This is a genomic window from Bacteroides sp. AM54-2NS, from assembly GCF_003602935.1.
GTDB lineage: Bacteria > Bacteroidota > Bacteroidia > Bacteroidales > Bacteroidaceae > Bacteroides > Bacteroides xylanisolvens.
This window is the reverse complement of record NZ_QTMZ01000004.1, coordinates 120,282-144,722: the sequence shown is the minus strand read 5'-3', so window position 1 is coordinate 144,722 and position 24,441 is coordinate 120,282. Positions and strand designations below refer to the sequence as shown.

Here is a 24,441-nt window from a genome sequence, read left to right as displayed (position 1 = left end):
AATGAAGATAAAAATAGGATGGCTGTTCGTGACGGTGTTAGTGCTCACTTCGTGTGGGGGAACCCGCTCTATGCGTACAGCAAAAACAGCAGTGAAGGCAGATGCATCCTTTTCGGTAAAAGAATCATTGCTTCCTGCTGAACAACAGCGTAAATATGACTACTTCTTTTTGGAAGCCATGCGGATGAAAGAAAAGAATGAGTATGATGCGGCATTTGGCTTGTTACAGCATTGCCTGGATATCAATCCGAACGCTTCTTCGGCGCTTTATGAAATATCGCAGTATTATATGTTCCTCCGCCAGGTGCCGCAAGGTCAGGCGGCTTTGGAGCAGGCGGTGGCTTTTGCTCCTGATAATTTCTGGTATAGCCAGGGGCTGGTCAGCCTGTATCAGCAACAGAACGAGTTGGATAAGGCTGTAACGTTGCTTGAGAAAATGGTAACCCGTTTCCCGTCAAAGCAGGAGCCTTTGTTCAGTCTTCTTGATATTTACAGTCGTCAGGAGAAATATAACGATGTCATTTCTACATTGAACCGTTTAGAGAAACGCTTGGGTAAGAATGAGCAGCTTTCTATGGAGAAATTCCGTATTTATCTTCAGATGAAAGATGATAAGAAGGCATTTCAGGAAATAGAAAGTCTGGTACAGGAATATCCGATGGATATGCGTTATCAGGTGATATTGGGAGATGTGTATCTTCAGAATGGAAAAAAGCAGGAAGCATACGATGCATATCAGAAGGTCCTGGCGGTAGAGCCTGACAATCCGATGGCTCTTTTTTCAATGGCTTCTTATTATGAACAGACCGGTCAGAAAGAGTTGTATCAACAGCAGTTGGATACTTTATTGCTGAATAAGAAGGTGACTTCGGATACCAAAATCAGTGTTATGAGACAGGTGATTGTGGAAAACGAACAGTCGTCTGCTAAAGATAGTACTCAAGTGATTGCCTTGTTCGACCGGATGATGAAGCAGGATATAGATGATCCGCAGATTCCGATGCTTTATTCTCAATACCTGTTGTCGAAGAATATGGAACAAGAGGCTGTGCCGGTATTGGAGCAGGTGGTTGATCTGGACCCTACCAATAAGGCTGCCCGTTTGATGCTGGTTAATGCGGCGGTGAAAAAGGAAGACTACAAGCAAATTATCAAAGTCTGTGAACCCGGTATTGAAGCTACTCCGGATGCGTTGGCGCTTTATTATTATCTGGCTATTGCTTATCATCAGGCAGAACAGACGGATAGTGTATTGAGTGTTTGCGGCAGGGCATTGGAACACGTAACTGCTGATACCCAAAAAGAAGTCATTTCGGATTTCTATTCAATTATGGGGGATGTTTATCATACCAAGAAACAGATGGCGGAGGCATACGCTGCTTACGATTCGTCTTTGGTGTACAATCCTTCCAATATTGGCGCATTGAACAATTATGCTTATTATCTGTCTGTGGAACGTCGTGACTTGGACAAGGCGGAGGAGATGAGTTATAAAACGGTGAAAGCCGAACCTAATAATTCGACCTATCTCGATACTTATGCATGGATTCTTTTTGAAAAGGGAAACTATGCCGAAGCCCGTATCTATATTGACAATGCAATGAAGAACGACGGCGAGAAGAGCGATGTGATTGTGGAGCATTGCGGAGATATTTATTTTATGACCGGCGATGTGGAAGGTGCGTTGAAATATTGGAAGAAGGCACTGGAAATGGGTAGCGAGTCGAAAACGTTGAAACAGAAAATAGAGAAGAAGAAATATATTGCGGAATGAAAAGAATCATTTATCTACTGTTGTTGGTGGTAGTGGTGTTGGCCGGCTGTAAGAGCTCGAAACACTTGGCAACTTCGGAAACTAAGACTTCGACAAAGGCTCCGACATCCAGTTACCTGGCTTCCAGGCTTCAGTTGACCATTCCCGGCAAGAAGGGAAGCATGTCTGTAGGGGGAACCATGAAGATGAAAACTCATGAGCGGGTACAAATCTCCTTATTGATGCCTATTCTGCGTACGGAAGTGGCGCGTATAGAAGTTACTCCCGACGAAGTTTTATTGGTAGACAGGATGAATAAACGCTTTGTTCGTGCCACTAAAGCTGAATTGAAAAATGTATTGTCGAAGAATGTGGAGTTTTCCCGTTTGGAAAAGATATTGATGGATGCCTCTCTTCCTGGTGGAAAGACAGAACTGACAGGAAAAGATATAGGAATTCCTTCATTAGAAAAGGCTAAAGTCCAACTTTATGAGTTCTCCACACAAGAGTTTTCGATGACTCCGACGGAACTGACGTCTAAATACAACCAGATTCCTTTGGAAGAATTAGTAAAAATGCTGGTAGCTTTATTATGATGAAACGTTTCTTTGTTATTCTAATCAGTTGCCTGTGGTTGGCAGTTCCTCTTTTCGCTCAATCGAACAAGTTGATTCGTGAGCTGGAAAGTAAACGTGGTGCGCTGCAAAAGCAGATTGCCGAATCGGAATCTATATTGAAGGATACAAAGAAAGATGTGGGAAGCCAGTTGAATAGTCTGGCTGTGTTGACCGGACAGATTGAAGAGCGGAAACGCTATATCATGGCTATCAACAATGATGTGGAGGCTATCCAGCGTGAACTGGCTTCATTGGAGCGTCAGTTGCACGGACTGGAGAAGGATTTGAAAGATAAAAAGAAGAAATATGAAGCTTCTGTTCAGTACTTGTATAAGAATAAGTCGATAGAGGAGAAGCTCATGTTTATTTTTTCGGCAAAGAATCTGGGGCAGACTTATCGGCGTATGCGATATGTCCGTGAATATGCCACTTATCAACGTCTGCAAGGGGAAGAAATCCTAAAGAAACAGGAGCAGATACGCAAGAAGAAAGCGGAACGTCAGCAAGTGAAAGCCGCCAAAGAGAACCTGCTGCAAGAACGTGAGAGCGAAAAGGTGAAGTTGGAAGAGCAGGAAAAAGAGAAGCGTACGTTGGTGACTAATCTGCAAAAGAAGCAGAAAGGATTGCAGAATGAGATAAATAAAAAACGCAGGGAAGCCAATCAGCTGAATGCCCGCATCGATAAATTAATTGCAGAAGAAATAGAGCGTGCCCGTAAGCGTGCGCAGGAAGAGGCTCGTCGTGAAGCGGCTGCCCGTAAGAAAGAAGAAAGCAAGGAGGGAAAATCTGTTGCAACGGAAACGGCTGCTAAATCGAAACCTCTTGAGGCTTATACCATGAGTAAGGCGGATCGGGAATTGTCGGGTAACTTTGCCGCGAATCGCGGGAAATTGCCAATGCCTATATCCGGCGCTTATATTATCACCAGCCGTTACGGACAATATGCCGTAGAGGGTTTGCGCAATGTGAAACTGGATAACAAGGGTATTGATATTCAGGGAAAACCGGGTGCACAGGCGCGTGCCATTTTTGATGGGAAGGTGGCGGCTGTATTCCAATTGAACGGATTATTTAATATCCTCATTCGTCATGGCAATTATATTTCTGTTTATTGCAATCTTTCTTCTGCATCCGTCAAAGCCGGTGATACGGTGAAGACGAAGCAATCCATCGGTCAGGTCTTTTCTGACGGCACGGATAATGGACGGACGGTATTGCACTTCCAGTTGCGTAGGGAGAAAGAGAAGTTGAATCCTGAACCTTGGCTGAACCGATAATTGAATAAAAAACACGTAGAATGAAGTTAACTAAAATACTAATATGCTTGCTGATCTTCTGGACCGGAACACTATCCGCGTCTCCTTATTTTTCGTTCAAGAAATATCAGGTAGAAGATGGATTGTCTCATAATACCGTGTGGTGCGCCCTTCAAGATAGTTATGGCTTTATCTGGTTGGGTACCAGTGACGGACTGAACCGTTATGACGGGCGGGGCAATAAAGTGTATCGGAATGTTCTCAACGAAAAGTTCTCATTAGAAAACAATTTTGTAGAAGCCTTGATAGAGGTGGACAAGAATCTCTGGGTTGGAACAAACTCCGGACTTTATATTTATGACCGAGATACCGATCGTTTCTCTTACTTTGATAAAACGACGCAGTATAATGTGTATATCAGCAGTGAGATTAAAAAGATTATCAAGACGGAAAATGGTCTTATCTGGATTGCGACTTTGGGCCAGGGATTTTTTATTTATGATCCGAAAACAGAGGTGTTGACTCAAAATAGTGTTCAGACGTCTTTTGTATGGGACCTCTGTCAGAGTGCTGATCGGAAGAGGGTCTATATATCTTCCTTACAGGAAGGACTTTTGTGCTTTGACGAAAACGGCAAGTTTCTCCGGACGTATGAAATCTCATTAGATATAAATGCTTCTGATAGTTATAAAGTGAACTGTATTCAGAATATCGATGGAGATATTTGGATTGGTGCGGGAAGTAATCTGTTGAGCCGTTTGGATGAACGAACTGAAGCTATAGACAATTACAGTGGTTCGGCGTTTAATTTCGGAGCTGTTCATTGTTTGTTGAAGTATACGGATAAAGAGCTGTTGGTAGGAACGGATAACGGGCTTTATCTATTCGATCAAAATACAAACACATTTCAGCGGGCGGATAATCCGGCCGATCCGAGAAGTTTGAGTGACCAGACTATCAATGGAATGATGTGGGATGCCGAAGGGGCTCTTTGGGTGTTGACCAATTTGGGTGGGATTAACTATATGTCCAAGCAGACTAAACGTTTTGATTATTATTCGCCTGCCTATCTGTCCGGAGTGCCGGGAGCGGGGGAGGTCGTTGCTCCTTTCTGTGAGAATAAAGATGGGAATATCTGGATTGGAACTCAAAGCGGTTTGTATTTTTTCAATGTTGCCACCCGGGAACTTTCTCCTTATGCAATAGGAGGAGCTAAAAATCAAAAGTATGACATCCGTTCTTTAATGCTGGATGGCGACTATTTATGGATCGGTACTTATGCCGGAGGAATACGGGTTATCAATTTACGCACAGGGGCAGTGAAAGCCTATACTCATTCTCGTGGAATCCCCAATACGATTTGTAGCAACGATGTGTTGTGTATTTATAAAGGACGAAAAGGAGAAATTTATGTAGGAACGAGTTGGGGATTGTGTTGTTATGACCCGGTTCGAGATAACTTTATGACCATCACAAGCATCGGTTCAATGGTTTCTGTTGTCGATATCTATGAGGATATGTACAATCATCTCTGGATTGCGACTTCCAATAGTGGTGTGTTTTCTTACAATACAATGAATGCTCATTGGAAACATTATCAGCATGAACGGGAAGATTCGACTACGATCACCAGTAATTCGGTCATTACTTTATTTGAAGATGCGAAAGGAACCATGTGGTTTGGAACGAATGGGGGAGGACTGTGTTCTTTTGATGCTAAAGAGAAAAGATTCATTGAGTTTGATCCGCATAATACTTTATTACCTAACAAGGTTATTTATGCGATTGAGCAAGATCAGGGAGGTGATTTCTGGGTATCCAGTAATGCCGGAATCTTTAAGATTAATCCTGTTACCAAAGATCATTTCCGCCAGTTCACGATTAATGACGGCTTGCAAGGGAATCAGTTTATAGCTCGATCTTCATTGAAATCATCCGAAGGAAAATTGTATTTTGGTGGGATCAACGGCTTTAATGTATTTCAGCCGGAACAGTTTGTAGATAACAAATATATTCCTCCGGTTTATGTGACCGATATCCGGTTGCCTTATCAAACCGATGAGCAGGAGGTGAAGAAACTGCTTCAGTTGGATAAACCGCTTTATATGGCTGATAAGGTGACTTTATCTTATGAAAACAATAGTTTCTCCATCCGTTTTGTCGCTCTTAGTTTTGAAGATCCGGGGAAGAACCGGTATTCTTACATACTTCGGGGAGTGGACAAGGAGTGGATTCTGAATACTGATAATAATATGGCTTCTTACACCAATTTACCTCCCGGTGAGTATCTGTTCGAAGTCAGAGGCTCTAATAATGATCGCCAGTGGAATGAGAATACTATCACTTTAAAGGTGGTGATTACTCCTCCCTGGTGGCGTAGTACCTTTGCTTACTTCGTTTATGTCCTCATGCTGTTGGGATGGATCGGTTGGATGGCTTGGCGATGGAATCTCCGTGTTAAACGCAAATATAAGCGGCGGATGGAAAAATATCAGATTACCAAGGAACAGGAAGTTTACAAGTCGAAGATTAGCTTTTTCATCAATCTGGTGCATGAAATACGTACTCCGCTTAGTTTGATACGGCTTCCTTTGGAAAAATTATTGGAGAAAGAACGTGAAGGAAAAGATCTCAAGTATTTGTCTGTGATAGATAAGAATGTAAATTATCTGTTGGGGATTACTAATGAATTGCTTGATTTTCAGAAAATGGAGAGTGGTACGCTACATCTGAATCTGAAAAAGAGTGATATTAAAGAACTTGTCAGTGACGTTTATAATCAGTTTACAAGCCCTGCTGAATTAAAAGGAATTGATTTGCAACTGATCATGCCCGAACAAGAGCTGGTGTCTACGGTGGATAGGGACAAATTAAGTAAGATTCTTGTCAATTTGATGGGAAATGCCATCAAATATGCGCATGCGCGTATTGACTTGAAGCTGCTTGTCACTGATGGGGGATATGAGATACAAGTGAACGATGATGGTCCCGGAATACCAAATGAACAGAAACAAAAGATATTTGAGGCTTTCTATCAACTGCCTGACGATAAGGTGGCCACAGCAGTAGGCACTGGCATCGGATTGGCTTTTGCAAAGTCTTTGGCAGAGGCTCATCAGGGAGATTTGCGTCTGGAAGATAATGTTGGAGGTGGTTCTTCGTTTATACTGTCTCTTCCGTTCAAAGAGTGGGAGACGGAAAAAACGAGTGATATTGTAGAAATATCCCCGGAGCATGCGGATGCTTCTGAAACGATTTCTTCGGAGTATGCTGGAAAGAAGTTCACAGTTCTGTTGGTTGAGGATAATGTTGATTTGCTGAATCTGACTCGTGAGTCATTGGCAGAGTGGTTCCGTGTGTTGAGGGCTTCCAACGGTCGTGAAGCACTTGAAGTGCTTGCGAAGGAAAATGTGGATGTGATAGTGAGTGACGTAATGATGCCGGAGATGGATGGGCTGGAACTTTGCAGCAAGGTGAAGTCTGAAATCTCTTATTCACATATTCCGGTTATTTTGTTGACGGCGAAAACCACTTTGGAGTCTAAAGTCGAAGGACTTGAATGTGGAGCGGATGTATATGTTGAGAAACCATTCTCTGTTAAACAGCTCCGTATGCAGATCGAGAATCTGTTGAAGTTGAGGCAGTCTTTCCATAAATTGATGGTGAGCTTGGCAGGAGATACGGTTGCTGTTTCGACAACGGATTTTGCGATGTCTCAAAAAGACTGTGAATTTATAGCGAAGATACAGGGAGTAATAGCCGAACAGTTGGCGGATGAGAACTTCTCGATAGATACCCTGTCTGAACAGATGAATATGAGCCGTTCTAATTTTTATCGGAAGATAAAGCTTTGTCCGGAATGTCGCCTAATGATTATTTGAAGACACTTCGTATGAATAGAGCTGCTGAACTGATAATGGGCGGTACCCGTATTTCAGAAGTGGCAGTGCAGGTAGGATTTACTTCTTCTTCTTATTTTGCGAAATGTTTTAAAGCGCAATATGGTGTACTGCCTAAGGAATATACAGGTCAGCCTCCGATTTCAGGTGAGGCTTGATAAAGAAGGGATAAAAGCATATAAAAAAACTCCTGTCGTGCAATATCATTGGATATTTTCCGACAGGAGTCAAATATAAAATAATTAATTGAGTAGGCTTTATTTCTTTTTCTGTCCCGGGTAAGGTTCTACCATGCAACGTTTAGCCCATGCTTCGTAAGCCTTTGTCATTTCAGCTACTTTTTCAGGGTATTGTGCTGCCAGATTATGCATTTCGCTTCGGTCTTCATTCAGGTTGTATAATTCCCATTTAGCTTTTTCTCCCGGACGAACCAGTTTCCAACCGTCATTAGAGAGGAATGCACGTTCATTGTAATGTTCGAATCCAAGATAGTCATGTCCTTCACGATGTCCGGTCTTGAAGATAGGAACCAAGCTCTTACCTTCCAATGGGATGATGTCGTTTCCTTTATATTTGGTAGGATAAGTGGCGCCTGCCATATCGATACAAGTAGCCATGATGTCCATCACATGTCCGATTTCGGGAGTCGTTTTGCCGACATTCTTCTTGATACCTTTCGGCCAGTGGGCAATCATCGGAGTACAGATACCTCCTTCATAAGATTTGGCTTTCCAGAAACGGAACGGTGTATTGGCTACGTTTGCCCAGCGTGCTCCCAGTGAAGCGTATGTGGTTTCCGGGCCAGGCAGCACTTCTTTGTTATGAGGATAAACCATTTTCTCCCCTTTACGTGTCATATCAGGACGGTCATTTTCTCCGGGAGAGTAGTTCTGACAATCTTCATTGCTGCATCCATTGTCGGAAAGGAATAAAATCAGTGTATTTTCAAGTTGTCCTGTCTTTTCCAAAGCATCGATTACTTGTCCTATTCCCTGGTCCATACGGTCGATCATGGCAGCATGAACAGCCATGGCACGAGCATCCCATTCAGCATGTGGGTTATCTTCCCATTTATCTTTGAACTGTCTATCAGACAGGAAATTATCCATGTTAGGGAATATACCAAGCTGTTTCTGACGTTCGTAACGGGCGTTACGGATAGCTTCCCAGCCAACTTTATAGGTATCCTTATATTTTTCAATATCTTCCGGCAGTGCATGCAATGGCCAGTGTGGTGCTGTGTAAGCCAGGTACATAAAGAATGGTTTATCGTCTTTGGCATACTCTTTCACTTCTTTCACTGCACGGTCTGAAAGCGCCTGTGTGATGTAATATCCGTCGGGTACTTCTTTCACGGGTACTTCACCTTCTACCAGACTGAATGGGTCAAAATAGTCTACTACTCCGTAGATAGTACCATAGTGGGTATCAAATCCGCGATTTACCGGATAATGACAAAGATCAGAATAGGTTTCGTGATATACGTGATGTGCGAGCCATTCGCGTTGATCTTTGCGTAGTGGAGTTTCTGCGATGTGCCATTTACCTACCATGCTGGTAGCATATCCTGATTCTTTCAATACCTCTGCGATGGTAACGGCATTGCGTGAGAGTGTTCCCCGGTAACCCGGCAGGTGGTCATCGAAGGTCATACGTCCGATTCCTGCCTGATGTTGATAAAGTCCTGTCAACAGGGAAGCACGCGTCGGACAACTCCGGCTGGTGTTATAGAAATGATTGAAACGTACTCCTTGTTTTGCCAGTTTGTCCAGATTAGGTGTGTGGATTTCACTACCGTAGCATCCCAGGTCAGAATAGCCTAGGTCATCTGCAAGAATTACCAGGATATTGGGTCTTTGATCGGACTTTTTTCCTTTGGCCTCTGCTGCAGAATGTCCAGCAACCATCAAGGCGGTTGGTAATAGTAAAAATTTAGAATTCATAAGTTTAATGTTGGTTTATAATTTGTTTTTCACTGTATTACTCTTTTCCTTTGTCTTTGTTTTCCTCAAACCATTTACATACTTTCTTGCTCAACTTGGCAACCAAATCAGGATGCTCATTTGCGATATTATTCTTTTCGAACTTATCCTTTTCCATATCATATAATTGCGCATCGCTTCCGTCACCGTTTACTAATAATTTCCATTTTCCACTGCGTATAGCTAAATGGGGGCTTCTGTCATAAGGGTTTCCTGGAAAGCCAAAATGTTTGTTTCGTCCGAAGTCCCACATTAAATCAGTCTTGCGTTTAGCTTCCGATTTACCGAGAAGAACTTTTGCATAGTTCTGCCCATCACCTTTATAGCCTTTTTCTGTTTTGATTCCGGCTACTGAACAGAGAGTCGGATATAAATCTACAGCACATAACACAGACTCGTTATTTACCTGTCCGGCTTTAATTTTCTTGGGGTATCTGATGATGAAAGGCATACGAATACCACCTTCATAAAGACTATTTTTAGTTCCTCTCAAATAAGCGGAACGTACAGACTTAAAGCTGGGTGCAGGGCCATTGTCGCTAGTGAAAATAATGATTGTGTTTTCCGCCAGCCCCATATCATCCAGTGCTTTGATAAAACGTCCAAGCTGTTTGTCCATTTCAGCAAGGACGGGAGCAAATGCTTCTTGTGTTTCCCAGCTTTTTCTTTCCTTTTGTTTGAATTCCGGTACCCAAGGGGTATGCATATCATCCGGCCATAGATTCAGGAAAAAAGGTTCGCCTTTATGCTTTTTTACAAACTCAATGCTCTTATCTACAAAGTATTCCGTTCGTCTCCAGCGTTTCACGCTGTCTTTATCCGACCAGATCCATTTGGTAGCAGTGATTGCTGGTTCCGGGTCCGGGCTTTCGTAGGTTGATATGTATTCGTCAAAACCGTAATTCTTAATAGAAGGAGCGTTATGTACGTCGCGTCCGCCTCCCATGTGCCATTTTCCGATGTGTCCTGTTGAGTAACCTGCATTTTGGAAAGCACGTGCCATGGAGGGTAACTTATCATCAAGGAAATTACGTTGTTCGCATCTCTTATTAGCAGCTTTGTCGTTCAGGAAAGTGTTGATTCCCACTTCAAGAGGAAAGAGACCTGTGGTCAATCCACAGCGAGACGGAGAACTAACCGGCGCAGAAGAATAATACTGGTTGAATAATAACCCGTCTTGTGCTAGCCTGTCAATATTAGGTGTAGGAGCGAATTTGCCTCCATAACAACCTATGTCACCGATACCCATATCATCGATATAGATAATTACTACATTAGGTTTTGTTTCTGCTTGTGTGTTAGCAATGGGGAGTAGGGCTCCCAGCCAGGGTAAATGTTTTTTCAGATTCATAATTATTGTGATTTAATTAACTTCAGTTTTTCATGATGACTTTTCGCAAAAGTAGGGAAGATATCAGAGAAGGAAGGAAAAATACTAATCAATAAAGGAAAAAAAATGGTAGAATGATAGATTTCTTCTTTCTTCTATTGAGAAAACAGGAATAGAGAAGCTCGTAGAAACCGAGAACTTCTCTATTCTTCTAATTATTCTATGATACGATCATTGGAGAAGGTATCTTGAATGGGAGCTTTACTTCGCCACGGTTTTAGTCAGTAATTGTACCCATGAGTATTTAGTGTTTTCTACCCAATTATCCGGTGAGACTTCGATAGTACCAGTTTTTGCTGTTATTTTTTGTATGCAAATCAATCCTTTCTTTCCATTGGCAGTTTTGAACAGGTAAACTTTATCTGCCTGAATAGCTAAGACTTCGGAGGTTGGATCTGCCAGATTTTCTATCGGAGTTGCATCTACTTGGGAGATTGCATTAAATTCTGATTGTGATAAAGAGGTTTCAGCAAATAATGTGTGTTGTAAACCATTAATTGTCATCAAGCCATAATCACTTCTTTTAGCAGGTGAAACAAGAGCTGGTACAGCTTCGCTTCCTGAAGGCAAGATAATATCTCCGAGTGAGAAATCGACTTCGTTTGTATATTTCATGGCATCAGCAGCCATATAGGTGCGTCCAAGAAGCCATGTTGCATAATAACAACCATAATAAGCTGAAGCTGTCTCTACTATTTCTCCATCTTTTCCGTAATCCGGATCGGAGAATAAAACAGAAGGAGTAATCTCTACCAATAAGTTACGTTGGTACGTATGGCCGTCGGTACCTAGAACGACTACTGTAATACAGGCATTCTCTTTTAAAGAAGTAAACTTGTAAGTTGTTTCGTAATTAGTCGTTCCGTCTGCAAATGACTGGGCAGTTTCTTCTATCAGACTTCCCTGCATTCCGGTTTTGGAGTCTGCCTGATAAATTTCAAAACTCATGATTTCTCCCTGTACTTTGACGGTTGCCGTGTATTCAGCAATCCCTTTCGTTAATGATATTCTATTATTCTGATCGACACCCGCAAATTCGATTTTGACAGGTGCTTCATAATCAACTTCATATTTATCTGCACAACCGAATAATCCAAATAAACTGATTGACAGAATTAATGCAATTATACTATTTGTTTTCATGACTTTATTTTTTTTAAGTAAACATTCTATTTAGATTAGTATCCTGGATTCTGGTAGATATTCGGGCAGTTATTAACTTCATCCTGTGGTATTGGAGCCAAGTTCATGCGCTCGTTATAGTTTCGTGTATCTAAAGTTACCCGTTGATATTCACCGTTAATTTTCTTTATTCCGACAGCCGGTAATCTCATTACATCTTTTGCTATCAGCCATCTTCTTATATCAAAGAATCGATGATCTTCAAAACAAAGTTCTACACGGCGTTCTTTGCGTATGCGTTCCCGAAGGGTTGCCTGATTATAATCTGCGGCCAGTAAGTCTGTCGTGATACCGGCACGACGACGTATCCTGTTAAGCTGGGCTATTGCTTTTTCTCTGGCTGTATTCGTATCTTCAGCCTCATTCTCGGCTTCTGCATAATCGAGCAGGATTTCTGCATATCTCATCATTGGAAAGTCCATGTAAGTGGTACCACCTTTTCGATGATCGATACGGTCATCCAGGAACTTTGTCAGGAAGTATCCGCTTCCCCATCTATATGATTTTGACAGGTCTATTGTAGCTGGCTTACCGTTGACCAAAGGCCAGGTAGCACCATCACATAGAATGCTCTGTGCCAAACGGGGATCCCTGTTAGCATAAGGAGAATTTTCATTGTAACCGGAGTTCGGGTTAATAATAGCTTTCGTATTTGATTCGTAACCGAGAATGGCCTGTGAACCGTCGAGCATATCATAACAGTCTACCAGCCATTGGTTCGGACAAGTCAGTAGCTCTTTATTTACATTCCAGGGATCAAAGGCAGGCATCATTCCGTAAAGGTCATTTGCCGGTGCACGGAGAAATCCCATGATTACCTCACCATTGGCACGGGTATTGAATAATCGTGTGTAGCTCTTTTCGGGAGTGGTCGGATCTTCATATAAACGATAGAAATCTCCATTGTCAGCATATTCAATCATATCGTAGGCAGCATCAGCCGCTTCTCTCCAAGTTACTCCGGACGCATTGTGTAAGGGACTTGCTGCATAAAGTAATGTGCGTGCCAGATAGCCTAGGGCTGCTCCCCGGGTAGCTCTTCCGTAATCTGCTGCATCGTATTTGTCGGGCAATACTCCCGGCTCTGCAAGTTCTTTGAATTCATTAGCAATCCAACGGACTGTGGTTTCTAACGATTCACGTTTGATTTCGTCATAAAGTAACGGATCGAGTTCTTTGTCTCCGATTACTAATGCTCCGTAGAAACGAAACAGTTCGTGGTGATACAATGCACGCAGAAAGCGTACTTGGTTTTTCAGGGAAATCTTCTCTGCATCCTCCAATGGTGAACGGTCTACGTTGTTCAGGAATGTGTTTGCAGAACGGATGGCTTTATAGTAAAATGTCCATGGATGGTCACCGCCAATCAAACCTTTGGAAGCATCAATTCCCCCTTTGATAAATTTCTCGAGTTCGGGAATAACTGCCCCTCCGGCACGGGTTGTATTTCCGGCTCCATCGTCTGTTGCGTTGTCAAGCATACAAGGTGAACCACCAATGTTTGCCAAAAAACCAAAACTGCCAAGGCGGTCTCTCCCCATGCGCATACGTGCATACAAGTCGTATGCAACTTTGCGGGTCAATGTAATGTCCGAATAAACTTTCTCTGTATCCGTAAGATCCAGTTCGGTTTCTTTCATCAGGCTATCTGCACTACAACTGGCAAGCAGGACAGCCGTTACAAAGGATATAAATAGTTTTCTCATAAATTATTCATTTCAAACATTAGAAATTCAGGTTGATACCAAAATTTATTACTTTTTGTTGTGGATAGAATTGTCCATTACTATTGTTCGATGATTCAGGATCTACCTTCTTTACGTTATCCCATGTAAAGAGATTGTAGGCATTCGCATATACTCTAAGTGAACGTACTCCGAATTTTTTCAATAGTTTGCGAGGTATAGTGTAACCTAACTGAATGTTTTTCAGACGCAAGTATTTGGAGTCTTTCAACCAATAGTCAGATTTATAATAATTAGGATGCGCGGCAGTAGCTGCTTTAGTGAAACGTGGGTACGTTGCTGTTGCGGCTGTTTCCGGTGTCCATCTTCCGATATGCTCTTCGTAATAATTACCCCAGAAATTATCCCATGCAATATCCTGTTGCAGATAGATGGATGAACGGGCAGCTCCCTGAAGCAATATACTAAAATCAATTCCTTTCCAGTTCAAACCGGCAGCAAGAGAGAAAGTCATTTCGGGTACCGGATTATAGCCGATAGGAGCTTGGTCGTTAGAATCGATCACTCCATCATGATTCAAGTCTTTATATTTAATATCTCCAGGTCGGCTTACTTGTCCGAATTGAACGGGAGAACTTGCTACATCTTCATAAGAGCTAAAGAAACCGTCGGAAATATAGCCGATAAACTGCCCGATGGGATTTCCCGTTTGTGACATATAGGCATAGGGCTTTACAGATTCACTTTTCTCTACAATTTCATTGTGTGCATATCCATAAATCCCTTTTATAGAATATCCAAAATCTCCTTTTTGATCTTGATAGCCTATCTCCAAATCATATCCTTGATTTGTTACGACACCATAGTTTATGGGAGCCAATCCGTTTGAACCGGCTGCTTGAGAATATCTTTCCGGTTCACATAGGATATTACTACGACGTTCTTTAAAAAAGTCGATACTGGCAGATATTTTATCTTTCAACCATTTGGTCTCAAGTCCTAAGTTATATTTCCGTGCAACTTCCCATGTGATATTTTCATTGGCGCTTTTTCCTTGAATCAGACCTTTAATCGCAGGGTTATGTGTCTCTCCAAAAGTGTAGCCTAGTCCTTCATCGTATCCTGAACGATAATAGTAAGAGAAACCTCCCAGCTTGTCATTACCAACTTCACCATAAGAGAAGCGTAGTTTAGTAAAACTTAAGATAGGGTTTTCTTTAAAGAAAGGTTCGTTAGTCAGTACCCATCCCACTGATGCTGCAGGAAAGAGCTGATAACGGTGTCCTTCCGCGAAACGGTTTGAGCCGTTATAGCCTGCGTTAACTTCGAATAGATAGCGATTCTCATAATCATAGTTAACACGTCCTACTAAAGCCTGATAGATATGAGGTACATAAGAATAGCGTCCACCGGGAGTGGAAGTGTAACTCATATTATAAAGTACCAGTCCAGATATATTATGTCCGGAGAAGGATTGCTTATAACGAACTGCCGCTTCAGCATACTTCCGATGTGTAGCTGCCGTTTTATTGGTGGCTTTTGTTGGCAACACCATTTCAAGTCCTTGTTTATAAGTCCCGTTTACAGGATTATATTGATAGATATTGGGACGCTGCTGTATGCTTCGGTTATTGCTCCAGCCTGCATCGTAAGAGAATTTTCCGTCTATACTTAATCCTTTTAACAGTTTCCTTAGGTTATATTTAAAAGCAAAATCTGTCTCAAGTTTGTTATTGAAATTAAGAAAAAATCCTGAATAGCATAATGTCACGAGTGGATTCTGTCTCCATATACCATCGGCGGCGGCATAAGTTCCATTCGCATTTAAGATTGGGAATGCTTGAGGAGAATTGCGGTAGAACATGCCGAACAGACGCAGTGCTTCCTGTCCGTCAGCATCATAGCCATAGGGGCGGTTCTGACTTCCGAAACGATAAGCAAGATTCACGGATACCTTGAAATCTTCAGTTAGGTTGATATCGATATTCGAACGAGTGGTGAGCCTACTGTACTTATATTCCGAATTATAACCTTCTTTGTATAAGCCTTTTGCTACATCGGGCGAGGCTTCTAAAAGAGTTTGTATTGTCTCATGCTCTTTAATTTTGTCTACGTCTGTCTCAAACATACCGGTTTGAGTGAAGTATCCCACAGAGACGAAGTAACGTACTGTTTTATTTCCGCCCGATAGGTTTACATTGTATTTCTGTTGGAGACCATTTTTCGTAAACATATCTACAAAGTCATTGTCCGGGTGTGTAAACGGACTTTTCTGGGTACGATATAGATAGTTGTCATATTCTGACAGGAAAAGGCCGCGAGTATTACCGGTATCGGAAGGGTCAAAGCCATCATTGATAGCACCCTCACGCATGAATCTTGAAACGGATTCTGAATTTAGGGTTTGGGATATGCGATTGAAGGAAGTAATACCAAATTCAGATGAGAAAGAAATTTGAGTTTCTCCTTCACGACCTCTCCGGGTAGTTACCAATATCACACCATTGGCTCCTCGTACACCGTATACGGCTGTTGCAGAAGCATCCTTTAACACGGAGATAGTTTCAATATCATCAGGGTCGATTTGCGCCATAGGTCGTTCTACTCCGTCAATCAGTACTAAGGGGCTAGAGTCGTTCAATGAAGCACGACCACGAACAAACATCGTAGCCTGATCACCGCCGGGACGTCCGCTCTCTTGTCGGGTTACTAGTCCCGGGATGCGGCCACCTAAAGCGTTTGTGACACTTGATACAGGCATGCTTTTCAAGTCTTCAGTTCCGACATTAGAAATTGAACCGGTCAGAGATACTTTTTTCTGTGTTCCATATCCCACCACAACAACTTCATCTAATTGTGCAATGTCTTCTTCCAAAGTGACATTGATAAAAGGATGATTCTTTTTTATGGCAATAGATTGTTCTATAAAGCCGATCATTGAGATAAGAAGTGTTTGCTCTGCTTCGTTGGACAATGTAAGAGTAAATTTGCCATCCAAACCAGTCACTATTCCATTATTAGTCCCTTTCTGAAGGACAGTAGCGCCAATCATCTCCATTCCTTGGGCATCTTTAACAATTCCGCTAACTTTGGTTTGTGCACAGACATGCCAGATGGAGCTGGTTAAGCATATGAATAATATTATTATCTTTTTCATGTTTTCTATCTATTAAATAGTTTTGATGCCCGTTACCAACCTGGATTCTGTTGGATGGAAGGGCTTTCCTTGATTACTTTCAGAGGAATAGGATGATAATACATGTAATCTTTAAAATTGCGTGCTTCATCTACTGTAATGCGTGTATAATGAAGCCCGGAAGCATTTTCTTCTACTTTCATTCCGATAATAGGTTCTCTAAGTTGATTGCCATCCATCCAACGTCGCAAATCGAAGTAACGATGTTCTTCAAAACAGAGTTCGATACGGCGTTCTTGCTTCACTTTTTCCATAAAGTTGTTATCTGTCACCCCATTAAGAAATTTATCATTTGTTCCGAATCCTGCTCTGGTACGTATTTTTTGTACGGCTTCTATTGCTGTCAAACCATAGCCTTCTGGATCCGCATTCATGCCGTAAGCGTGATGCATGGCTTCTGCGTAGGAAAGTAGGATATCAGATAAGCGAATCATAGGGAATAAGTGGAAAACGGTACCCACATTGGCCTGTCCGAAGTTCAGTGTTTTGTCCAGGAATTTAGCTAAATAATATCCCGTATTGGTCGAACGGTTCTTCACTTGGTTGAGTCCGTCTATGGTTGTGTTATCACTAATTCGCGTATAAATGGTATTCTTTCCATAAACCGAACCGTCATATCCGATAATTGCTGTCAAACGCGGGTCTCTGTTAGTATACATGCTTGCACCGTCAGAAGAATGGGTATAATCGCTTCCATCTTTCATGGTAAATGCATCGATCAATTGCTGTGAAGGTACTGTACCTCCTCCCTGATCTTTTGATATTGTAGGGGGATAATGTCTGTTTTCCAGAGCATTGTCCTTAGCAGCCGTATAGAATAGGATATATTCCGGATTAGGATTGGCATTGATAAAGATCTTGTCGTACGTTTTAGCAGCAGTAAGAGCTATCAGACTATATTTTTTACTTCCATTCGGAGATATTGTTCCGTCTGCATTTAGATTGATTACATCTGCACAAGCTTTGGCTGCAAGTTTCCAACGTTCCGTCACATCCGAGCCGTCAGTATAGCCTAGTAGTGGATCGTTATTATCCGTTCTGTTGTAGAGTGGGCTTGCGGCATAGAGTAATGTCTTGGCTTTAATAGCAAGTGCCATTCCTTTAGTCATACGGCCATAAGAACCATTCCCACCTTCCGGATCAACTTTCAATACAGCGGCAGCACTCTCACATAACTGTACGATGTGATTGACGCAGTCTTTAAAAGAGTCTCTTGCCTTTGTCTGCAGTTCAGGATCGTCGACTTCGTAAATACGATCGACAATAGGAAAGCCTCCGTAGTGTCTTAACAGGTTAAACTCAAATAAGGCTTGTAAACATTCAGTTTCCGCACAATAGGTATCTTTAAATGCCTGGATGTCTTCTTGTGTCTTATTTTGTAACACCAAGTCAGCCTCACGCAAATACTTGCGGGCAAAAATGGCTTGTTGAATTCCCTTGTATGACTTATTCCAACATTCTTCAATCGGATTTGAAGAAGTGATATACCCACGAGACAATTTATGAATATCCGAATCTATGATTGTGCTTATTCCATCATTGGTGGCTGCATCTAAAAAGGCATTTCCTACGTGGTTGAAGCCTCGGGAATATATGCATACACCTGATTAATCGGTTTTAGATAGTTCTGTTCATTCGTAAAAATATCATCAGGCTGGGCCCAGTCATAGGGCATGTCATCCAGATAATCACAACCGGAAAATGTTAGTGTTGCGCTTATTGCCAAATAAATTATCGATTTTTTCATGCTATCAGAATTTTAAGGAACAACCTATACTCATGTTTCTCGTCAAAGGAGCTGCCAGTGAAGGAGCTTCAGGATCAACCCATTTATATTTTGTCCAGGTAATCAGATTCGTTCCGCTAAGGAAAAGTCTCAATCCCTTAAGATGGATTTTCTGTATCATTTTTGTAGGAAAGTCATAGGCAACTTCCAGTGTTTTTAATCTTAAGAAATCAGCATCCTTTACATTTAATGTACTTATCTGCCTGTTATTAAGACTGGCATTGTCCAGTGTTGTTAAACGTGGGAATGTTGCATGCTGGTGTTCGGGTGTCCAGTAATCAAGTTGATGCTCAAATATGGTTCCGTTATCTGTGAAAGGATTCATCACAATGTCCGAATATTGATGAGAGACTTTTGCGGCTCCCTGAAATAATGCGGTGATCGAAAATCCTTTGTAGCCGACTCCTAAGTTAATACCATACATGATTCTGGGAATGTCTCCGTAACCGATAGGTACCATATCGTTTACATCAATCTGTCCGTCTTTGTTTATATCTTCATAACGTACATCACCTGGTTGGACATCAGAGAATGTTTGTACAGGAGAGGCTGCTATTTCTTCCCAAGAATTGAAAAAGCCTTTTGCAATGTATCCTCGATTTTCTCCTAAAGGCCGTCCCTGATTCTTCAACCATTCGTATGGCTGATCTACTTCGCCATTTGCAATCAGTTCATTCGTAGAATAAGAAAATGTACCACCTATGAAATAGCTCCAGTCTGCAATATTTGAATTCCACATGGCAGATAAGTCTACTCCATGGCTATTGATTTTGCCTATATTCTGCTTAAATTCCTTTACATTGCCGACAAGAGAACTGATTTTGTTATTTACTACATACATATCATGACGGTTGTCTTTAAAAAATTCTGCTGTAACAGATAACCGGTCTGAAAATAGTCGGGTATCTATTCCGATATTCAGAATTCTGGCTTTCTCCCAAGTCAATCCGGGATTTGGAAGTATATCCTGAATGTATCCTCCAAGCTTTGTTCCCATGTTTACCCCTGTAATATAGACTTCGTTTTGCGGCCACATACGTCCCCTGTAATAAAAGGCGTCTACGCCGGATGAGTTGCCGACTTGTCCATAAGATGCTTTTAGCTTCAGGTAGGGCACCATTTTTTTTGCATCTTTCCAGAAAGATTCGTTAGAAACAGTCCATCCGGCAGATATTGTAGGGAAGAAACCGAATTTGTGTCCTGGACCAAATTTGTGAGATCCCTGATAAGCTCCGATAACATCGATGCCATATCTTTTATCATAATTATAGCCGAACCAACCATTTGCGCTTTGGAATCGGGTTGGCAATACCATTTCATCATTGCTTTCATATTGTTCATAGAAAGCTAAAGCCGAAACTCCATGTTTTCCAAAGGTACGGTTATAATCTAATTGAGCCACGATACCGGTTCGGCGGAAAGAACTGGTATTATCTACCTTGTTTATCATCGAGTCATCTTCGCGGGTCCGGCGGAGAACATTCTCATTCGTCGCATCCTTTTCGTAATATGCGAAAGTTATTGTACGTCTGATAGAAGAAATTGTGCGTGAATCCATGGATAGAGCAACAGAAGCTTTTAATCCCTCTGTTATGAAGGAAAGATCCTGTGAGAGTTTTGTGCGGAAAGAACCATACAATTGTTTGTCCTGGAAGTAGCCGGAGCGATTTAGCATTGCCCATGGATTTTCACGGAATGCATTTCCTGCTACAATTTTCCCATCTTCTGCATTGATAACATTGCCGTATTGATCTGTATATCCTTGGTCATTGTACCATTTTGGGAAGATTCCTTGCGGTAATGTGACTAGATTTTTATAGATATTTTCAGCTCCGCTGCCAGGGCCATTCTGACTTTGATACCAGCCATACAGATTTACATCCAGTTGGGTAGTGCGAGTTACGGCAAAATCGATATTGGAACGGATATTAAACCGTTCGGCAGAATGATTGGTACTATAATCATGTGAATCATCTGTATTGAAGTAGCCATTGTTACGAGTATACATTGCATTCACGAAATATGTACTTTTTTCTGTTCCTCCTTGGATATTAAGATTATAGCGCTGGCTCCATCGGATATCCTTCAAATATTTATCAGCCCAATCTACATTGGGATATAAAATGGAATTAGGATCATTCTTAGCGTAATTCATTATATCATAGTTCGAATACAGGGGATCCATATTGTCATTATAGCGGGCTATGTTGTGCTGTCTCGCATAATCGGCTGCGTTTAATGACTTTAACTCTTTAAGTGGTTGTTGAGCTATAATTTGAGCTGTCAATTCAACCTGCGGTTTTCCCTTTGCTCCCTTACGAGTTGTAACCAGAATAGCTCCACTGCCTGCACGCATTCCATATAAGGCTGTTGCTGCAGCATCTTTCAATACAGTAATTGATTCTACTTCGTGTGATGACAAAACAGCAAAATCCCGTTCCTGTCCATCAACCAGTACTAATACATCAGGCGAATTACTTCTTTGTCCTCTTATCCAAAATGAATTCTGTTCATTCACTAATCCACCACCTTGCACTTGTCGAGCAAAATAACCAGGTACCAGTCCGGCCAATACTGCCGAAAGATTTGTAACAGGTAGATTGCGTAACTGTTTACCCGAGATGGTGTAGGCTGAACCGTTATAATCTCCCATAGGGAGTACACGATATCCTAAATCCAAGGGTACATCTTCTTTGTTTTGGACATTTTGTGCCTGGCTTATAAGAAAACCAGGGAGTAGTCCAACCAACAAAATTTTTCTTAAAAACTTCATACGTATAAATTTTGAGTTAACACCATAGTAGATTGCTTGATGATGAGGCCGTCCCATTTATCACCTTCAGTGTGGTGACGATCACTGATGGGTGTATGAGAAGCCATTTATTGTTATCATTTTGAGACATGAGAAACCAATATAGTTCCCCATGTCTCAAGTTTTTAGATTACTTCCATGATTCTACTCGTAAATCATTCACAGGATCGCGACGTAACACTAATTGTTCTTTCACTTTATAGCGTTTGCCTGCCAATTCATAGGTGTAATTCAGGTTGATTTCCGGACAAGGTTTGTCTCCATTGTTGAAGGTGTAAGTCGGACTTTGGGCAATGTAGCTGCCATTTCCTTCAATGATTGTAACTCCTCCTTCTATACCTTCTATTTGAACATTGTAGTCTGAACCTGATTCGCCGTTGTTGTCGATTGTCAACTGGAAACGATTGATGTTGCTTTTTGCCAAGTTTGCTACTCCGGGTCTTAACAATTTATTTTTCGCGAGAGTACTTAGTTCCAATGTATTATTATTTATCAAGTCTTTTTCTTTATACACCACAGTGGTACCTTCTATTGTATTTCCATTATCGTCTACTTCACTTACTTCACCTTGAAGGTAGTAAACTCCGGAAAAGGAACTGACATACTTGATTGCTACAATAGAATAATCCGCTCCCTCGCGAATAGTGTTCATGGAACTTTCTGTAACTTTGAAAGGGAGGGCATAATGGGTAGTCAGACTTAATGGATCTGTATAAAAAGCATCTGTAAACTTGATTTCAACATCTGCTACAGGTAAATTAGATTTCCGCACTTTAAATATCTCCGGATCTTCCAATATGTAATACTCTTTGGGGAGAAGTGTAAGAGGAGTACCCTCTAATAAAGAAGCATCCAAGGTAAATTTAGCCCAATCATTCATGTCAACTTCTCGTTTACCTCCTAATGATACTCCTACATATATAGGCATGTCACGGTCTGATATTACTGTGCGCAATGGGTTCTGTAAAGCAAAACCAACATTTGTTGTTTCATAATCATGCGTATAATCTTCATAGCAAGACGTTAAACAAGTCGTCAAAGCGAGCAATATTATTTTTGCAATTTTCATAATCGTATCTAATATTAGTTATTATTCCACCCCATATTATTTTTGAGGTTTGGGTTCTTTAATAATTCGTCGTTAGGTAACGGCAAATAGTAATAGCGAAGTGCATCCAACGGACGTTGTTCTATTTCTTTTATTTCATAAGAAAGACCGTTATCTGTTCTTGTCACTTGTATTCCTTCAATAGTGGTATCTAGGGGAAGTAAACAGCGGCGTAAATCCCAAAAACGGTGATCTTCGAAAGCAAATTCTATACGACGTTCATTTTGGATTAATTTCCGGAATGCGTCTTTACCTTCAGAAGCTACTTCTGACAAATAGGTAGCATCTGTGATACCACCTGATTTTTCACGTATGATTTTTAAGACATCATAAGCACTATATTTGCAGTCGTCACCTTTACCTTCAGGTCCCCATGCTTCATTGGCGGCTTCTGCATAATTCAGCCAAACTTCTGTTTTACGTAATAATGGGTTAAAGTGCCGAGAATTCAATGTTTGAATCGGATCCAGCATATTTTTTTGTGTAGTAGACAAGAACTTAGATAAATAATATCCCGAACGACTGGCATAAATGTGAAAACTCTCTGAATCTTTTCCACCTTCAGATACATCAATGTTTGAGTTATAAGCTCCAAATTTTTTTCCTTGATAATATAGATTCATATTGAATCGGTTATCTCTAGCTATCAAATACGGATCTTGCTCGTCATATAATGAACGTGAATCTGTTATTGGATAACCATTTTTGGCAGGAAAGGCGGCAGCTAAATTATGGGAAGGAATTGTTTGTGCATTTCCCAAATAAAAAGGAGGATAGTGTCGGCTTTCCATACCATGTACAAGTCCCATGTAGGTGCGGAAAATAAAATCGGCCGGGGTATCACTGCCAGCGTCAGCCAAATCTTTAGCAGCCATCGCTGTAAAGGTATAGTTTATCCCTGCGTCTTTGAGCACTTCATTGGCAAAAAGGGCAGCACGCTCCCAACCAGCTTGATAAGTAGCTTCATTTAATACAGTAAAATTACCCATGCCATTTATTTGAATTACATCCTTGTCTTGATAAGCCGGACTTGCTGCATAGAGCAAAGTTCTTGCTTTAAGAGCATTTGCCGCTAATCCGCAAGCTCTACCAATTTTAGATTTTCCGACAACTACATCATCTCCTGTGTAAGTTACAGGCAAACGTCTGGCAGCTTCTTCACAGTCGGAAACAATCTGGCTGACGCAATCTTTATACGAGTCACGTTTAAACAGGCTCGGCTTCGCAGATTCCTTATCACCAATGAAATGGTTGGTGATCGTATATCCCAATGCTTCTCCTTCGTCTGTTCGTCCTCCATAAGTTTGTAACAATTTGAAGCTGCACCATGCTCTTAAAAAATAGGCTTCACCAAGTAAACGAGTCTTTATTGCCTGATCAGTTTCTTTACTTACACGATTGTATATTACATCATCTGTAACTCCTTTTTCCATGAATAGATTGATGCTTTGTATCTTATCATACATATTGTCCCAATTTCCAAGTGGATTTGTTGATCGGCTGAATGCTCCCATGCTAGCTCGGTATACACTCGAACCATAATTTCGGGTTAGTGCATTGTCTGTTGCAGCATCTAAGAAATTATCATCATAATGATCCGGAACAACCATTAAATCTGCATATACTTGCGTCAAAACGGCTTGTGCCATATCGGGATTAGTCCATACGGTCTCACTGGACCATTCATTTGTCAATTTAGGGTCAAGCAGATCTTCACAAGAAACAATACTTCCCCAAATACAGGTTAACAGTATTAATTTGCTTATTTTCATATT

The 24,441-nt window shown here is 41.4% G+C and carries 13 protein-coding genes and 1 pseudogene; 4 read left to right on the top strand and 10 right to left on the bottom strand.

What is annotated here, in order from left to right; genetic code table 11:
* The first annotated feature begins 1 nt into the window (after nucleotide 1).
* The 4 genes and pseudogenes from DXA05_RS03860 to DXA05_RS03845 all read left to right on the top strand — a co-directional run bounded on the left by DXA05_RS03860 (nucleotide 2) and on the right by DXA05_RS03845 (nucleotide 7,683).
* Nucleotides 2-1,774, top strand: a complete 1,773-nt coding sequence (locus DXA05_RS03860; protein WP_118219522.1) for a tetratricopeptide repeat protein — start codon at nucleotides 2-4, stop codon at nucleotides 1,772-1,774.
* Nucleotides 1,771-2,349, top strand: coding sequence for a DUF4292 domain-containing protein (locus tag DXA05_RS03855; protein ID WP_004322450.1), 579 nt, complete (start codon nucleotides 1,771-1,773; stop codon nucleotides 2,347-2,349). Before DXA05_RS03860 ends, DXA05_RS03855 begins: the two co-directional genes overlap by 4 nt.
* A complete protein-coding gene (locus tag DXA05_RS03850; RefSeq protein WP_008024137.1) occupies nucleotides 2,346-3,647 on the top strand; it encodes a peptidoglycan DD-metalloendopeptidase family protein in 1,302 nt (433 codons plus the stop codon). The genes DXA05_RS03855 and DXA05_RS03850 overlap by 4 nt, the downstream gene beginning before the upstream one ends.
* A 20-nt stretch (nucleotides 3,648-3,667) precedes the next feature.
* Nucleotides 3,668-7,683 (top strand): annotated as a pseudogene (locus DXA05_RS03845) (two-component regulator propeller domain-containing protein).
* Nucleotides 7,684-7,782: 99 nt separating this feature from the next.
* On the opposite strand, the gene DXA05_RS03840 reads toward DXA05_RS03845, so the two are convergent.
* The 10 genes from DXA05_RS03840 to DXA05_RS03800 form a co-directional block, all read right to left on the bottom strand.
* The gene (locus DXA05_RS03840) at nucleotides 7,783-9,468 is read right to left on the bottom strand and encodes an arylsulfatase (RefSeq protein ID WP_008024141.1); all 1,686 of its coding nucleotides are present in this window, start codon (nucleotides 9,466-9,468) and stop codon (nucleotides 7,783-7,785) included.
* A 37-nt stretch (nucleotides 9,469-9,505) separates the two neighbouring features.
* Entirely contained in the window at nucleotides 9,506-10,858 is a 1,353-nt protein-coding gene (locus DXA05_RS03835; RefSeq protein WP_049701655.1) for a sulfatase-like hydrolase/transferase, read from the bottom strand.
* A gap of 240 nt (nucleotides 10,859-11,098) precedes the next feature.
* The gene (locus DXA05_RS03830; RefSeq protein WP_074638146.1) at nucleotides 11,099-12,040 is read right to left on the bottom strand and encodes a hypothetical protein; all 942 of its coding nucleotides are present in this window, start codon (nucleotides 12,038-12,040) and stop codon (nucleotides 11,099-11,101) included.
* A gap of 35 nt (nucleotides 12,041-12,075) precedes the next feature.
* Nucleotides 12,076-13,785: a RagB/SusD family nutrient uptake outer membrane protein gene (locus DXA05_RS03825; RefSeq protein WP_128858808.1), complete on the bottom strand. Its 1,710-nt coding sequence runs from the start codon at nucleotides 13,783-13,785 to the stop codon at nucleotides 12,076-12,078.
* A gap of 19 nt (nucleotides 13,786-13,804) precedes the next feature.
* On the bottom strand, nucleotides 13,805-16,921 hold the full coding sequence (locus DXA05_RS03820) for a TonB-dependent receptor (protein WP_128858807.1): 3,117 nt from the start codon (nucleotides 16,919-16,921) through the stop codon (nucleotides 13,805-13,807).
* A 32-nt stretch (nucleotides 16,922-16,953) separates the two neighbouring features.
* Nucleotides 16,954-18,459 carry a RagB/SusD family nutrient uptake outer membrane protein gene (locus tag DXA05_RS03815; RefSeq protein WP_284515405.1) on the bottom strand — a complete coding sequence of 502 codons (1,506 nt, stop codon included), beginning with the start codon at nucleotides 18,457-18,459 and terminating at the stop codon, nucleotides 16,954-16,956.
* A gap of 68 nt (nucleotides 18,460-18,527) precedes the next feature.
* Nucleotides 18,528-18,707: a hypothetical protein gene (locus DXA05_RS27020; RefSeq protein ID WP_284515404.1), complete on the bottom strand. Its 180-nt coding sequence runs from the start codon at nucleotides 18,705-18,707 to the stop codon at nucleotides 18,528-18,530.
* 4 nt (nucleotides 18,708-18,711) lie between these two features.
* On the bottom strand, nucleotides 18,712-21,519 hold the full coding sequence (locus DXA05_RS03810) for a TonB-dependent receptor (protein ID WP_118407901.1): 2,808 nt from the start codon (nucleotides 21,517-21,519) through the stop codon (nucleotides 18,712-18,714).
* 169 nt (nucleotides 21,520-21,688) lie between these two features.
* Complete coding sequence (locus DXA05_RS03805) at nucleotides 21,689-22,627, bottom strand: DUF1735 domain-containing protein (protein WP_004298180.1); 939 nt, start codon at nucleotides 22,625-22,627, stop codon at nucleotides 21,689-21,691.
* A 14-nt stretch (nucleotides 22,628-22,641) separates the two neighbouring features.
* Nucleotides 22,642-24,438: a RagB/SusD family nutrient uptake outer membrane protein gene (locus tag DXA05_RS03800; protein ID WP_008024155.1), complete on the bottom strand. Its 1,797-nt coding sequence runs from the start codon at nucleotides 24,436-24,438 to the stop codon at nucleotides 22,642-22,644.
* Nucleotides 24,439-24,441: the final 3 nt, after the last annotated feature.

Bases quoted from the DNA above. Each gene is read 5' to 3' on its own strand.
- DXA05_RS03860 (WP_118219522.1), top strand. From the start codon at position 2: ATGAAGATAAAAATAGGATGGCTGTTCGTGACGGTGTTAGTGCTCACT.
- DXA05_RS03855 (WP_004322450.1), top strand. From the start codon at position 1,771: ATGAAAAGAATCATTTATCTACTGTTGTTGGTGGTAGTGGTGTTGGCC.
- DXA05_RS03850 (WP_008024137.1), top strand. From the start codon at position 2,346: ATGATGAAACGTTTCTTTGTTATTCTAATCAGTTGCCTGTGGTTGGCA.
- DXA05_RS03840 (WP_008024141.1), bottom strand. From the start codon at position 9,468: ATGAATTCTAAATTTTTACTATTACCAACCGCCTTGATGGTTGCTGGA.
- DXA05_RS03835 (WP_049701655.1), bottom strand. From the start codon at position 10,858: ATGAATCTGAAAAAACATTTACCCTGGCTGGGAGCCCTACTCCCCATT.
- DXA05_RS03830 (WP_074638146.1), bottom strand. From the start codon at position 12,040: ATGAAAACAAATAGTATAATTGCATTAATTCTGTCAATCAGTTTATTT.
- DXA05_RS03825 (WP_128858808.1), bottom strand. From the start codon at position 13,785: ATGAGAAAACTATTTATATCCTTTGTAACGGCTGTCCTGCTTGCCAGT.
- DXA05_RS03820 (WP_128858807.1), bottom strand. From the start codon at position 16,921: ATGAAAAAGATAATAATATTATTCATATGCTTAACCAGCTCCATCTGG.
- DXA05_RS27020 (WP_284515404.1), bottom strand. From the start codon at position 18,707: ATGAAAAAATCGATAATTTATTTGGCAATAAGCGCAACACTAACATTT.
- DXA05_RS03810 (WP_118407901.1), bottom strand. From the start codon at position 21,519: ATGAAGTTTTTAAGAAAAATTTTGTTGGTTGGACTACTCCCTGGTTTT.
- DXA05_RS03805 (WP_004298180.1), bottom strand. From the start codon at position 22,627: ATGAAAATTGCAAAAATAATATTGCTCGCTTTGACGACTTGTTTAACG.
- DXA05_RS03800 (WP_008024155.1), bottom strand. From the start codon at position 24,438: ATGAAAATAAGCAAATTAATACTGTTAACCTGTATTTGGGGAAGTATT.